The sequence below is a fragment of the Pseudomonas sp. genome (assembly GCF_033723075.1).
GTDB lineage: Bacteria > Pseudomonadota > Gammaproteobacteria > Pseudomonadales > Pseudomonadaceae > Aquipseudomonas.
The window spans coordinates 1-13,426 of sequence record NZ_JAWVXU010000019.1 but is presented as its reverse complement, the minus strand read 5'-3'; the positions used below and the strand labels follow the sequence as shown (position 1 = coordinate 13,426).

Annotated in this window: 10 protein-coding genes and 2 riboswitches; of the genes, 3 read left to right on the top strand and 7 right to left on the bottom strand. The window is 65.7% G+C overall.

Translation table 11 applies throughout. From position 1 onward, the window contains the following. Positions 1 to 67: 67 nt before the first annotated feature. From R3355_RS19405 to R3355_RS19380, 6 genes are all read right to left on the bottom strand, one after another. Positions 68 to 1,972 carry a TonB-dependent receptor domain-containing protein gene (locus R3355_RS19405; protein WP_318962673.1) on the bottom strand — a complete coding sequence of 635 codons (1,905 nt, stop codon included), beginning with the start codon at positions 1,970 to 1,972 and terminating at the stop codon, positions 68 to 70. A 100-nt stretch (positions 1,973 to 2,072) separates the two neighbouring features. Next, positions 2,073 to 2,310, bottom strand: a riboswitch (cobalamin riboswitch). A 71-nt stretch (positions 2,311 to 2,381) separates the two neighbouring features. After that, on the bottom strand, positions 2,382 to 4,286 hold the full coding sequence (dxs, locus tag R3355_RS19400; RefSeq protein WP_318962672.1) for a 1-deoxy-D-xylulose-5-phosphate synthase: 1,905 nt from the start codon (positions 4,284 to 4,286) through the stop codon (positions 2,382 to 2,384). Between the two features lie 214 nt (positions 4,287 to 4,500). After that, complete coding sequence (locus tag R3355_RS19395) at positions 4,501 to 5,454, bottom strand: metal ABC transporter ATPase (RefSeq protein ID WP_318962671.1); 954 nt, start codon at positions 5,452 to 5,454, stop codon at positions 4,501 to 4,503. Positions 5,455 to 5,609: 155 nt separating this feature from the next. Continuing rightward, on the bottom strand, positions 5,610 to 6,428 hold the full coding sequence (locus tag R3355_RS19390) for an aldo/keto reductase (RefSeq protein ID WP_318949471.1): 819 nt from the start codon (positions 6,426 to 6,428) through the stop codon (positions 5,610 to 5,612). Continuing rightward, positions 6,428 to 7,603 (bottom strand): FAD-dependent oxidoreductase, encoded by a 1,176-nt coding sequence (locus R3355_RS19385; RefSeq protein WP_318962670.1) that lies wholly within the window; start codon positions 7,601 to 7,603, stop codon positions 6,428 to 6,430. Before R3355_RS19385 ends, R3355_RS19390 begins: the two co-directional genes overlap by 1 nt. 95 nt (positions 7,604 to 7,698) lie before the next feature. Then, positions 7,699 to 8,031, bottom strand: a complete 333-nt coding sequence (locus R3355_RS19380) for a multidrug efflux SMR transporter (protein WP_318949473.1) — start codon at positions 8,029 to 8,031, stop codon at positions 7,699 to 7,701. A gap of 86 nt (positions 8,032 to 8,117) precedes the next feature. On the opposite strand from R3355_RS19380, the gene R3355_RS19375 reads away from it, so the two are divergent. Beyond that, entirely contained in the window at positions 8,118 to 9,002 is an 885-nt protein-coding gene (locus tag R3355_RS19375) for a LysR family transcriptional regulator (protein ID WP_318949474.1), read from the top strand. A gap of 33 nt (positions 9,003 to 9,035) precedes the next feature. Beyond that, positions 9,036 to 10,325, top strand: coding sequence for a lipid IV(A) 3-deoxy-D-manno-octulosonic acid transferase (gene waaA, locus R3355_RS19370; protein WP_318962669.1), 1,290 nt, complete (start codon positions 9,036 to 9,038; stop codon positions 10,323 to 10,325). Between the two features lie 166 nt (positions 10,326 to 10,491). On the opposite strand, the gene R3355_RS19365 is transcribed toward waaA, so the two are convergent. After that, positions 10,492 to 11,937, bottom strand: coding sequence for a TolC family outer membrane protein (locus R3355_RS19365; RefSeq protein WP_318949476.1), 1,446 nt, complete (start codon positions 11,935 to 11,937; stop codon positions 10,492 to 10,494). Between the two features lie 231 nt (positions 11,938 to 12,168). Next, a riboswitch (TPP riboswitch) is annotated at positions 12,169 to 12,275 on the top strand. A 98-nt stretch (positions 12,276 to 12,373) separates the two neighbouring features. Between R3355_RS19365 and R3355_RS19360 the strand changes: the two genes are divergently transcribed. Continuing rightward, positions 12,374 to 13,426 (top strand): phosphomethylpyrimidine synthase ThiC (locus R3355_RS19360; protein ID WP_318962668.1); only part of this gene is annotated, 1,053 nt, incomplete at its 3' end.

Below are 13,426 nucleotides of genomic sequence, written 5' to 3'. Positions count from 1 at the left end.
AATAAGCATCACGGGCAAGTAACTGGACCCCCGCTCCCACACGAAGCAGCTATGTTCTACCTCTGCGTTATAGCGTGGGTGTCCAGGTCAGCGCGAGCATCCCGCTGCGGCCCTCCTCGCGGAAGCCATGGCGGGTCACGCTGCTGAAGAAGGCGTCGTCCGGGCGGCTATAGGTGGCCTGGCTGTAGTCCTTGTCCAGCAGGTTGTCGACTTTCAGCTGCCAGTTCAGTTCATCGTTCATCTTCCAACTGCCACGCAGGCCGAGCAGGCCGTAGCCAGCCACTTCGATGCTATTGGCGGCGTTGTCGTAGCGGCTGGAAACCGCCTGCCAGGTCAGGCCTGCACCGAAGTCGCCGAACCGACGGTCGAGATCCAGGCTCAGGCTGCGTTTGGCGCGTCTGGGCAGGGTATGGCCGCTGTCGCGGTCACGCGGATCGACCCAGCCGGCGGCCAATACCGCCTGCCAGCCCAGCAGGTCGCGCTCCAGGCTCAACTCCACGCCTTGCAGGCGGGCCTTGCTGACGTTTTGCGGCTGACTGAAGAAGGTCAGCGGGTCGCTGACCACGGTGATCAGGTCCTTCACCTCGGTACGGTAGGCCGCCAGGCTCCAGATGGTCTGCAGATGCTCGCCGCGTAATTGCACCTCGTAGGTCTTGGAGCGTTCCGGATCCAGGTCGGGGTTGCCGCCAAAGAATGCCGAGGTGGGAAAGTACAGATCGTTGAAGGTCGGTGCGTGGAAGCCCTCGCCATAGCTGAACAGCAGATCCAGCTGCTGGCTGAGGTTGAGGGTCAATGCGGCGTTCAGCGTGTTCTCGCTACCGAACTGCTCGTTGTTGTCATGGCGCAGGCCCAGTTCGGTGGCGAAGCCATCGCCCTGATAGCGATGCTGGGCGAAGGCCGCCTGGTTCCAGCGCTCGGTTTCGCTGAAGCTGGTGCTGCTGGTCAGGCGATCCTCGTGCCAATCCGCACCCAGCAGTAGCTGATGAGCGTCGCCCAGTTGCAGGGTGTTCAGCCAACTGGCGGAGTCGCGGTAGGTATTGAAGGCGAAGTTGTTAAACGCGTTGAAGCGATCGCGGTTGTCGCTCTTGTCCTCGACATGGCCGAGTTCCAGGCGGCTGCTCCAGGCATCCAGCAGGTGGGCCTCCAGGTGACCGGCGACGCTGGAAAGGCTGAAGCGCTCGCTGGGGTTGCCCGGGTCGAAGCTGAAGAGGTCGTCGTACTCGGTCTCGCCGTGCTGATCGAGCAGGTTGAAACCGCCTTTCAGGCGCTCATTGAAGCGATGTTCCAGGCTCAGGTTGAGGGCCTGGCGGCGTAGGCCATCATGATCGCCATCGCGGCCGCGGGAATCGTTGGAGCGGTCGAAACCCGCGGATTCGTCGAGACTGGCGCCGAGGTCGAAGCGGGTTTGCGCGTCGCCGCCGGACAGGCCGAGGCTGCGTTCGAAACTCTGCTGGCTGCCCGCGGCCAGGCGCAGGCGTGGCTGCAGACCGGCTTCGCCGCGGCGGGTGAAGATCTGGATCACCCCGCCGATGGCGTCGGCGCCATAAAGCGCCGAGCGTGGTCCGCGCACCACTTCGACCCGTTCGATCTGCTCGGGGCTGAGGAACTCCAGGCGCGCCAGGCCACTGGCGGCGGCGTTGAGGCGTACGCCATCGACCAGCACCAGGGTCTGATTGGAGTTGGCGCCGCGCAGGAACACGCTGGTCAGGCTGCCGCGGCCGCCGTTCTGCACGATCGATACCCCGGGCACGCGGCTCAGCAGTTCGGGCACGCTGCGCACCTGCAGGCGTTCGATATCCTGGCGCGTGAACACGCTGGTCGCGGCCGTCGCCTGACGTTGTGGTTCCAGTTGCCGCCCGGAGGTCACGATCAACGGTTGCAATTCGAGTGAGTCGGCGTGACTGCTGGCCTGATCGGCATGCGCAGCCAGCGGCAGCAGCGTCACGGCCAGGGCAATTCGGGACAATTTCATCGGTAAATCCTCAAAAGACAGAACACTTTCGAGGAGGGCAGGGACAAGCACCGGGCAAGGAGGCGATAGCCAGCGCTTGACGGTGATGCCCTCCGCAACACCAGTCAGATCGCGCCGAGGCAGGTCTCCGGGCTGCCGACTGGCACTTTCCCGCCTTCCCGGACGAACCCAGTGGCGTATCGAGAAAGCGTGCACCCGGCCGTGCTGGCCGGGCGCTGTCGGTTACCGTTGCGGGGGCAGCGCAGGCATTGCGGCAGTCGAGTCGACGGCTACGCACCTGCTTCCCTTTTCACGCCTGGGCCTTGCGGCTGTCGGCGACCTCGGACAAGTAAAACGCCGCGCACCATAGGGTACGGCGGGTAGAAGCACAAGCCGCTCGACGTTGCCGAGCAGGCTTGTTGAATCGCTCCTACGTGTGAGTCGCTTCCAGCAGCGCCAGGCGCAGGCGCACCGCTTCCTCGATGCCGGCCTGGTCGAGGCCGCACTCGGCGAGCATCTGGCTCGGCTTGGCGTGCTCGACGTAGTAGTCCGGCAGGCCGAGGTGAAGCAGCGGCTTGAGGATATTTTCGCGGGAGAGGAATTCGCTGACCGCACTGCCGGCACCGCCCATGACGCTGTTTTCTTCGATGCTCACCAGCAGTGCGTGGCTGGCGGCCAGTTCGCGGACCAGGGCTTCGTCCAGCGGTTTGACGAAGCGCATGTCGACCACGGTGGCGTCCAGGTTCTCGCCGACTTTCAGCGCCTCGGCCAGTTGCACGCCGAACACCAGCAGGGCGACCTTCGAACCCTGGCGGCGGATCAGGCCCTTGCCGATTTCCAGCGGCGTCAGACTCGGCTCGATAGGCGCGTTCGGGCCGCTGCCGCGGGGGTAGCGTACCGCCGCCGGGCCGTCGAACAGGTAGCCGGTGCTGAGCATGCGGCGCAGTTCGTTCTCGTCGCTGGGGGTCATCACCAGCATGCCGGGGATGCAGCGCAGGTAGGCCAGGTCGAAGCTGCCGGCGTGGGTCGGGCCATCTTCGCCGACCAGGCCGGCGCGGTCGATGGCGAACAAGACGTCAAGGTGCTGCACGGCGACGTCGTGGATCAACTGGTCGTAGGCGCGCTGCAAGAAGGTCGAGTAGATCGCCACCACCGGCTTGATGCCGTCGCAGGCCATGCCGGCGGCCAGGGTCACCGCGTGCTGCTCGGCGATGGCTACGTCGAAATAGCGCTCGGGGTAGCGTTCGCTGAAGGCCACCAGGTCCGAGCCTTCCTTCATCGCCGGGGTGATGCCGACCAGGCGTGGGTCCTCGGCGGCCATGTCGCACAGCCACTGGCCAAACACGCTGGAGTATTTCGGCCCGCGGGCTTGCTTCGGCGCAGCCGGAGCGTTGATCGGCTCCAGCTTGGTGATCGCGTGGTAACCGATCGGGTCGGCTTCGGCCGGGGCGAAGCCCTTGCCCTTCTTGGTGATCACGTGGAGAAACTGCGGGCCGTCGAGGTCGCGCATATTGCGCAGGGTCGCCAGCAGGGTCGGCAGGTCGTGGCCGTCGATCGGGCCGATGTAGTTCCAGCCCAGTTCCTCGAACAGGGTGCCGGGGACCAGCATGCCCTTGGCGTGTTCTTCGGTCTTGCGCGCGATCTCCCAGGCGCCGGGCAGGCGCGAGAGGATCTTCTTGCTGCCCTCGCGCATGCTCGCGTAGGTGCGGCTGGAGAGGATCTTGGCCAGGTAGTTGGACAGGCCGCCGACATTCTGCGAGATCGACATGTCGTTGTCGTTGAGGATCACCAGCATGTTGGCGCTGACGTCGGAGGCGTGATTGAGCGCCTCGAAGGCCATGCCGGCGGTCAGCGCGCCGTCGCCGATCACTGCCACTGCCTTGCGCTTGCTGCCCTGGATGCGCGCGGCGATGGCCATGCCGAGAGCCGCGCTGATGCTGGTGCTGGAGTGACCGACGCCGAAGGTGTCGTACTCGCTCTCGGAGCGGCGCGGGAAGGCAGCGATGCCGTCCTTCTGCCGAAGGCTGCCCATCTTCTCGCGGCGGCCGGTGAGGATCTTGTGCGGATAGGCCTGGTGGCCGACATCCCACACCAGGCGGTCGTCCGGGGTGTCGAAGACGTAATGTAGGGCGACGGTCAGTTCGATCACGCCGAGGCCAGCGCCGAAATGCCCGCCGGTCTGGCCGACCGTGTAGAGCAGGTACTGGCGCAGTTCGTCGGCCAGGGTTTCCAGCTCGGCCTCGCCCAGGCGGCGCAGCTCGTCCGGCGTATTAGCGCGGTCGAGCAGCGGCGTCAGCGGGCGTTCGCGGGGGATCTCGTGGAAGGTCGTCGGCATCAGGCTGATCGTTATAGGTGCAAAAGATGCGGCAGTTTACCCGAAGCGCCGGAAACTACCCAAACATGCTTCGGGCGAGGGCGCTGCAGGGGCCAGTCTGTTGGCGATCACCCAGGCGCACGGCTGCGTGTACCAGTGAAGCCTGGGCTGTTCCGTTGGTTCTGCCGAATAGTCTATCGATTGCGCCGGCCCGCCCGGGGCGAGGGCATGCTGTTCAGCCCAGTTGGGCAGCATTCAGCTTCGGTGGTGGTGATGCGGCTGGCGCGGGTTGCTTCGCCGGGCGCGGTGCGGTGCTGAGGCTTTGCTGGCTCAACCAGTCCTTCCAGCGGATGCGTTCGTCGTGTACCAGCCAGCCGTCTTGCGCCGCGAAGCTCTCTGCCAGCCACAGGCCGCGGGTGCTGGCGGCTTTCAACTGGCCTTTGTGGAGTGTCAGCAGTTCGGCGGTCGGCCGCCCCTGCTGCAACGGTATCAGGTACAGGTCCGGGCGGCTGCGGTCGAGGCGGGCGACCAGCTTGCCATCCTCCAGGCGTTCGTCGACGTGGAACAGGCTGAGTTGCCTGACCTCCTTGGGCAGTACCAGGCGCAGGTCATAGACCAGTTGCAATGAGGCCGTGGGCAGGTGCACGTAGGCGCGTGGCCGTTCCAGCAGGGTCAGGTTGCCGCACTGCACCGGGCGTGCCGCGCCGGACAGTGGGCTGAGTTGAAAGTGCAGGGTCTCGCGGTAGCGCAAGGCGCCTTGATAGGGTGAGGGCAGCCAGGTTTCGCCGAAGCGGCCGCTCAGCCAGCCTTCGGGGGTTTCCAGCAGGCACTCTTCGGCAACCTCCTGGATGGCGGTGAGCAGTGGCAGGTTGAGTTCGTGGGCGGGCACGTAGCCGGAAATCAGCTTGAGTACCACGTCGCCCCGGTCCAGGCGCCGTTGGCGCACCAGAATCCAATAGTCCCGGCCTTGCCAGGTCAGGGTCAGGCGTACCGAAACCCCCAGGTTGGCCAACTCCACGGCGAAGCGTTGGCTGTCGTTCACCTCGACCGCGCAGCGCCGTCCAAGCATCTCGCTGAAGTTCAGTGGCCGGCCCAGGCTCTGGTAGCTGAGGCCGTCCGCGCTGGCCTCGACGAACAAGGGCAGGGTCTTGAAGGTACCGGGGTCTTTGCGGCTAAGTGTGCGCGACATCTCGGCTCCTTTTGGGTTGGGGGCGGGCAGCCCGTCAGGCGGATAGGGTGAGGCTGCAATCGAGCTGCCGGGCATGGTCGCAGGGATGCTTTTGCGCGGCTGATGCGGAGCGCCGCCCGGCCGCTCCTGCAACTGCGCGCAGCGCTTGATGGGGCTCAGGCGATATCCTGAATGACCGCCGCGGCAGTCGCGACATTATGGGCCAGGTGTTGCGCATTAATGGTGCCGACGATCGCGCAGCTCACCGCCGGGTGGGCGAAAATCAGCTCAAAGCTGGCCCGCACCGGGTCTTCACCCGGGGCCAGGCAGGCATGCCCGCTGGCCAGGGCTTTCTTGACCAGGATGCCTTTGCCGTGCTGCTCAGCGTAGTCCAGTACCGGCAGCTCGCTCTGTTCGTTGAGGTTGTAGGTGACCATCGCGCAGTCACCCTGTTCGAGTGCCAGCAGGCCGCCCTCGACGGTTTTGCCGGACAGGCCGAAGCCGCGAATTTTGCCTTCGCGCTTGAGCTCGGCAAGGGTCTCGTAGACGCCGCTGTCTTGCAGGATGCTGACGTCATTGCCGTCGGAATGCACCAGCACCAGGTCGATGAAGTCGGTTTCCAGGCGCTTGAGGCTGCGTTCAACCGAGAAGCGCGTGTGGGCGGGGGAGAAGTCGAAACTGGAGTGGCCATTGTCGAACTCTTCGCCGACCTTGCTGACAATCACCCACTGCTGACGCTGGCCGCGCAGCAGCGGGCCGAGGCGGCTTTCGCTGGTGCCGTAGGCGGGGGCGGTGTCGATCAGGTTGATCCCCAGGTCATGGGCCTGGGCGAGCAACTCGATGACCGCCGCGTCGTCCGGAATGCTGAAGCCGTTGGGGTATTTCACTCCCTGGTCGCGGCCGATCTTTACCGTGCCGAGACCCAATGGCGAGACCAGCAGCTCGGTCGCGCCGAACGGTCGGTGCAGGTTGTGCAGGGTATGCAGGGCGTGCATTAGAACAGTTCCTCCCAGGCTGGGCGCGCTACGGCCGGACGGGGCAGGGCCGGGAGTGGCGCATGGCTGGCGGCGGGCTGGATGCCGTCACGGTCGAGCGCCGCCAGTACGCGGTCGGCGAAGTCCGGGGCTAATGCCAGTTTAGTCGGCCAGCCGACCAGCAGTTGGCCTTGTTCGGCGAGAAAGGCGTTATCCGGGCGGACCAGGCTGGATTGTGCCGGTTCGGCGCGCTCGACACGCAGGGTGGCCCAGCGTGCGCTGGAGAGATCGACCCAGGGCAGCAGGGCACCGATTTCCCGCTGCGCGACCTGGATCTGCGCGGCTGCGTCGCGGGCCACGCCTTCGGCTTCGGCCAGGTCGCCGCCGAGGTACCAGACCCACTCGCCATCGGCCGCCGGATGGGTGGTGACGGTGACTCGCGGCTTAGGTCCGCCGCCGAGGCAGTGGGCATACAACGGTTTCAGGGTCGACCCCTTGACCAGCACCATATGCAGCGGGCGCAGTTGCTGCACGGGTTGAGCGAGGCCCAGCGCGGCGAGCAGTGCGGCGTTGCCGCGGCCGGCGCTGAGCACGATGCGCTGCGCGCGAATCTCGCGGCCGTCGACGACCAGGCCGACCAGTTGACCCTGTTCGTGCAGGGGCGTGATGGTCTCGGCGGCCAGCAGACCGTCGCCGGCCAGTTCGGCCAGGCGGGCGATCAGGCTGGGTACGTCGAGCACCAGCTCAGCCAGGCGGTAGACCTTGCCCTTGAATTTCGGGTGCTGCAGCGCGGGCGGCAGTTGCTCGCCCTTGACCTGGTCGACGCGGCCGCGCACCGCCTTGCTGGCGAAGAAACTGGTGATATTGCCGGCCAGGCTGCCGGGTGACCACAGGTAGTGGGCATCGGACAGCAGGCGCACGCCACTCAGATCCAGTTCACCGCTGCCGGCCAGCGCCTCGCGCCAGCGCCGCGGCATATCGGCAATGGCTTCCGAGGCGCCGGTGAGGGCGCCGTGCAGGGCGTACTTGGCGCCGCCGTGGATGATGCCTTGCGATTTGACGCTCTGTCCGCCGCCCAGGCTGGCGTTTTCCACCAACAGGGTGGCAAAGCCCTGACGGCGCAAACGCGCATTCAGCCAGAGGCCGGCGATACCACCGCCGACGATCAGAATGTCAGTGCTCAGAGCCTGGGACATGCGAGGGCCTCATTGGAAGTCAGGCCCGCAGTATAACGGCAAGTGGATGTGGCGGGCTTCCAGGCTCAAGCGGCAGCTTGGCGCTCGCGGCTATCTCAATGGCCGACGCTGTGCGAGAACAATTGAATCACCACCACGCCACAGACGATCAGGCCCATGCCGAGCATCGCCGGCAGGTCGAGGCGCTGCTGGTAGAGAAACACCGCGGCAATGCTCACCAGCACGATGCCCAGGCCCGCCCAGACGGCGTAGGCAACCCCGACCGGAATGGTCTTGACCACCAGGCTGAGCATCCAAAAGGAGATGGCGTAACCGACCACCACCAACAGCAGGGGCAGCGGCTTGTTGAAGCCATCCAGCGCCTTCATCGAGGTGGTTGCTATGACTTCGGCGGTGATAGCGACAGCGAGATAGAGATAGCCGCTCATGGTGGGCCTCCTGTTTGATCTGTTGGCCATTCTAGTCGTTCAGTTGATGGGATAAAGTGATTACCTATCTGGTAAGGAGATGGGTTATGCAGTGGAACCTGGAGCAAATCCGCCTGTTCGTCGGCGTGGCCGAGGGTCAGTCGTTTTCTGCGGTGGCCCGGCAGATGAATCGTGCGCAGTCGGCAGTCAGCAATGCTATTGCCATGCTCGAGACCGACCTCGGTGTGCTGTTGTTCGAGCGCAGCAGCGGTCGTCAGCCCCGTCTGACGGCGGCCGGCGCGTCGCTGCTGGAAGAAGCGCGCGAGGTGCTGCGCCAGTGCGAGCGCCTGGAGGGGCGGGCGTTGGGGTTGGTGCGCGGCGAAGAGGTGCGCCTGCGCCTGGCCCAGGACGAGGCCATGCCCTACCAGCCGGTGCTCGACAGCCTCGAGGCCCTGGCCCAGGCCTTCCCGCTGTTGGAGGTACAGCTGGCCAGCGGCGCCCAGGGTGATGTCGCGCGCAAGCTGCTGGAGCGCCGCGCCGACCTCGGTCTGCTGTTCCACCATGAGCAGATGCCCGAAGCCCTGGAACGTCAGCGCCTGGGTACCATCGAGATGGTCACGGTGTGCGGTGCCGGGCATGTGCTGGCCGGGGCAGGGCATGTCGACCGACGCGAACTGGCACGCCATCGCCAGTTGCTGATGGCGCCGCAGGACAGTCATTATCCGGGCGGCGAGCAGATCAGCCCATCGGTCTGGCGCACCGACAGCTTCTATGCCATGGCCGAGTTGTTGATGCGTAATCTGGGCTGGGCCTGGCTGCCGCGCCATGTGGTGCAGTACCCGACCTATCAGGGCCAGCTTGTGGAACTCAGCAGTGACTGGACGCCGCCGCCGCTGGTCGTCGAGTTGGTCTGCCGCCGCGATGAAGCCCTGGGGCCGGCCGCGCTGTGGCTGGCCGACTGCTTTGCCGAGCGCTTGCAAGCCATCGGCTGATTGCGGGCGGCCGCTCTGCTAAGCTGCGCGCCCATGAATAGAGCCCTCTACACCCTGCTGTTGCATCTCGGTCTGCCCCTGGTCGCCGGGCGTCTGGCCTGGCGTGCGTGGCGCGCACCGGCGTATGCCAAGCGCATCGGCGAACGTTTCGCCCTCGGTTTGCCACCCCTGCAACCCGGTGGCATCTGGCTGCATGCGGTGTCGGTGGGCGAGAGCATTGCCGCCGCGCCGCTGATTCGTCAGCTGCTGGCGCGCTATCCGCAGTTGCCGATCACCATTACCTGCATGACGCCGACCGGCTCCGAGCGGATTCAGGCCATGTTCGCCGGGCCCGAGTATGCCGGGCGCGTGCAGCACTGCTACCTGCCCTATGACTTGCCCTGGGCCGCGGCGCGCTTTCTCGAGCGCGCCCAGCCCCGGCTGGCGGTGGTCATGGAGACCGAGTTGTGGCCCAACCACATCCACCAATGTGTCCGCCGCGGTATTCCCGTGGCCCTGGCCAATGCGCGGTTGTCCGAGCGCTCGGCGCGTGGTTACGCGCGCTTCGCCAAACTGACCGCGCCCATGCTCGCCGAACTGAGCCTGATTGCGGTGCAGACCGCCGCCGAGGCCGAGCGCTTTCGCAGCCTGGGTGCGCGGCCCGAATGCGTCGAGGTGACCGGCTCGATCAAGTTCGACCTGACCATCGACCCTGCGCTGCTGGCGCGCGCCAGCGAGTTGCGCGAGCAGTGGGGCGCGACGTCACGGCCGGTGTGGATCGCCGCCAGCACCCATGCCGGCGAGGATGAAATTGTTCTGGCGGCGCACCGCTTGTTGCTCGAACAGCGACCCGAGGCCTTGCTGATTCTGGTCCCGCGGCATCCGGAGCGTTTCGCCGCGGTATTCGAGTTGTGCCAGCGCCAAGGCTTGGCCACGCGCCGACGTTCCAGTGGCGAGGCGCTGCTGGCGGGTGACCAGGTGTTGCTCGGCGACACCATGGGCGAGCTGCTGTTTCTCTATGCACTGGCCGATCTGGCCTTCGTCGGCGGCAGCCTGGTCGGCAATGGCGGGCACAACCTGCTGGAGCCGGCCGCGCTGGGCAAGCCGGTGCTCAGCGGCCCGCACCTGTTCAACTTCCTGGAGATCGCCGCGCAGTTGCGCGAGGCCGGCGCGCTGCTCGAAGTGAACGATGCCGCCGACCTGGCGCAACGGGTCGCGCGGCTGTGGCGCGAGCCGGCCGAGGCGCAGGCCATGCGCGAGTCGGGTCTGGCGGTGATGCGGGCCAATCAGGGCGCGCTGGCGCGCTTGTTGGCGGGGCTGGCGGGCTTGTTACAGCGTTCATGAAAGACGTGGTGAGCACGGCGCACCCTACGCTATGGAACGTGACTCCCGGGTAGGGTGGACCATGCGCGCCACGAGTCTCCAGGCAGCACCCACAAAAAAGCCCGACTCGCGTCGGGCTTCTTCGTTGCACAGGACGGTTCAATCCGAGCGACTCAACGTGAGCCACTCAATAATCCAGATTGCCGCGCAACTGCGCTTCGGCAGCCTTGGCCAGGTCGGGAGGCAGGAAGTCGCGATCCGGGTCGTAGTCCGACTTGAGGTACTGCTCGAGGGCTTCCAGGTCGGCCGGGCTGAGGGTGCCGGCGGCCTGCTTGAGGCGCAGGTTGTTGAGGATATAGTCGTAGCGGGCAAAGTTGTAGGTGCGCACCGAGTCGTACAGTTGGCGCTGGGCATCGAGTACGTCGACGATGTTGCGGGTGCCGACCTGATAGCCGATTTCCGTGGCTTCCAGGGCGCTCTGGTTGGAGATGATCGATTGCTTGCGCGCCTGCACGGTTTCCACATCGGTGTTCACCGCACGGTGCAGGTTGCGAGTGTCCTGCACTACCTGGCGGCGCAGGCTTTCGCGCAGTTGTTCGCTCTGGTTGACCCGCTGATAGGCTTCACGCACCTGCGAACTGGTCAGACCGCCGCTGTACAGCGGGATATTCAGTTGCAGGCCGATCGAGCGCTGTTCGACATCGCCGCTGAACGTCGTAGGGCTGGCGCCGCTATTGCTGAAGCCGAGGCTGTCGTTGTCGCCTTTCTGGTAGCTGGCCACCGCGTCCAGGGTCGGGGCATGCCCGGACTTGCGCTGGCGCAGCGTTTCTTCGGCGGCGTTCACCGCGTAATTGCTGGCCTGCAGGTTGAGATTCTGCGCGGCGGCGGTATCGACCCAGGCCTTGGCGTCGTTCGGTGTAGGGGCGAGGATCGGCAGGCTGTGTTCGATGCCTTCGAGAGCCGGGTGCTCGCGGTTGGTCAGGGTGATCAGGGCCTGGAAGGCGTCTTCGACCTGACGGTTGGCGATGATCCGGTTGGCCCGTGCGGTATCGAAGCCGGCCTGGGCCTCGAGTACGTCGGTCTTGTCCGACAGGCCGACGTCGAAGCGCTCGTTGGCCTGGTCGAGCTGGCGCTTGAACGCGGCTTCTTCGGCCTTGGTCGAGGCCAGGGTGTCCTGGGCGCGCAGCACGGCGAAGTAGGTTTCCGCGCTCTGCAGGATCAGGGTCTGCTCGATGGCGGACAGCTCCAGTGCGGCCTGTTCGCTGCTGGCTTCGGCGGCTTGCAGCTGGAACCAGCGGTCGGCGCGGAACAGCGGCTGGCTGAGGTTGGCCTGGTACACGGTGCCGCTGCGCGAGATGGACTGCGAGCCGAGCGAGGTGTCTACATCGGTGCGGCTGTCGCTCAGGTTGGCGCCGGCCGAGAGGTTGGGCAGCAAGCCGGCGCGCGCCTGGGGCACCACTTCGCGGCGAGCCTGGTAGTCGGCGCGGGCGGCCGCCAGGTCGGCGTTGTTGGCGGCGGCTTGCTGATAGACCGTGACGAGGTCCGTCCTGGAGGACAGCGGGGCCTGTTCAGCCCAGGCCATTGCAACGGAAGCGGAGGCCACAGCAAGCGCCAGGGAGAGTCTGCGCAACATTGGGGAGATCCTGAGTTTGGCGGTAATCGGCAAGGCTAAGGGGCGCTGCCAGAGGGGTCAAGGCATGCTTATCGGCACCGAGTGTAGTTTGCAACAAGCTATGTTGCCTGTGCGCAACAATCGGTTCGGGCAAACTGTCCGGCCGGGATGGCGTCGTCACTATCCGACGCATGGGTCATGCTTTTTTGACTCCCCGGTTGGTTTTATCGCGGCGTCTTGATTAGACTGGCCGGGTTCTTGTCGGGGTGCCCCATTTGCGGGGCTGAGATTGGCAGCTGCCGGATCCCGTTGAACCTGATCAGGTTAAGGCCTGCGTAGGGAACAAGATGGCCTCGCCCCTCCCTCGGCGAGTGCTCTCGGCACCACTGGCGGTGCACCCCGTACGCTCTCCGTCCCAGGTTCGCTCCGACATTTCGTCCCAGGAGAGCACCAGCCGATGAGCACACAAGAAAAAAACCTCAACACCGCTAATCTGAGTGATTCCGCTCAGGTCGACCAGCAGTCGATCCAGCCATTCCCGCGTTCGCAGAAGATCTACGTGCAGGGCTCGCGCCCGGACATCCGCGTACCGATGCGCGAGATCAGCCTGGACATCACCCCGACCGAGTTCGGCGGCGAGATCAATGCGCCGGTGCTGGTCTACGACACCTCCGGCCCCTACACCGACCCGAGCGTGACCATCGACGTGCGCCAGGGCCTGGGCGATGTGCGTTCGGCCTGGATCGACGACCGTGGCGACACCGAACTGCTCGACGGCCTGTCCTCGCACTTCGGCCAGGAGCGCCTGGTCAACCCCGAGCTGACCAAGATGCGCTTCGCCCATGTGCGCAACCCGCGCCGGGCCAAGGCCGGCAAGAACGTCAGCCAGATGCACTACGCGCGCCAGGGCATCATCACCCCGGAGATGGAATACGTCGCCATCCGCGAGAACCTCAAGCTGGAGGAGGCCCGCGCCACCGGTCTGCTCGACCAGCAGCACGCCGGCCAGAGCTTCGGTGCCAGTGTGCCCAAGCAGATCACCGCCGAGTTCGTCCGCGAGGAAATCGCCCGCGGTCGCGCCATCATCCCCGCCAACATCAACCACACCGAGCTGGAGCCGATGATCATCGGCCGCAACTTCCTGGTGAAGATCAACGGCAACATCGGCAACTCGGCGCTGGGTTCCTCGATCGAGGAAGAAGTGGCCAAGCTGACCTGGGGCATCCGCTGGGGCTCGGACACGGTGATGGACCTGTCCACCGGCAAGCACATCCACGAAACCCGCGAGTGGATCATCCGCAACTCGCCGGTGCCGATCGGCACCGTGCCGATCTACCAGGCGCTGGAGAAGGTCAACGGCGTGGCCGAGGACCTGACCTGGGAGCTGTTCCGCGACACCCTGATCGAACAGGCCGAGCAGGGCGTCGACTACTTCACCATCCACGCCGGCGTGCTGCTGCGCTATGTGCCGCTGACCGCCAAGCGGGTCACCGGTATCGTCAGCCGCGGC

Bases quoted from the DNA above. Each gene is read 5' to 3' on its own strand.
- R3355_RS19380 (WP_318949473.1), bottom strand. From the start codon at position 8,031: ATGAGCGGCTATCTCTATCTCGCTGTCGCTATCACCGCCGAAGTCATA.
- dxs (WP_318962672.1), bottom strand. From the start codon at position 4,286: ATGCCGACGACCTTCCACGAGATCCCCCGCGAACGCCCGCTGACGCCG.
- R3355_RS19395 (WP_318962671.1), bottom strand. From the start codon at position 5,454: ATGTCGCGCACACTTAGCCGCAAAGACCCCGGTACCTTCAAGACCCTG.
- R3355_RS19390 (WP_318949471.1), bottom strand. From the start codon at position 6,428: ATGCACGCCCTGCATACCCTGCACAACCTGCACCGACCGTTCGGCGCG.
- R3355_RS19405 (WP_318962673.1), bottom strand. From the start codon at position 1,972: ATGAAATTGTCCCGAATTGCCCTGGCCGTGACGCTGCTGCCGCTGGCT.
- R3355_RS19375 (WP_318949474.1), top strand. From the start codon at position 8,118: ATGCAGTGGAACCTGGAGCAAATCCGCCTGTTCGTCGGCGTGGCCGAG.
- waaA (WP_318962669.1), top strand. From the start codon at position 9,036: ATGAATAGAGCCCTCTACACCCTGCTGTTGCATCTCGGTCTGCCCCTG.
- R3355_RS19365 (WP_318949476.1), bottom strand. From the start codon at position 11,937: ATGTTGCGCAGACTCTCCCTGGCGCTTGCTGTGGCCTCCGCTTCCGTT.
- R3355_RS19385 (WP_318962670.1), bottom strand. From the start codon at position 7,603: ATGTCCCAGGCTCTGAGCACTGACATTCTGATCGTCGGCGGTGGTATC.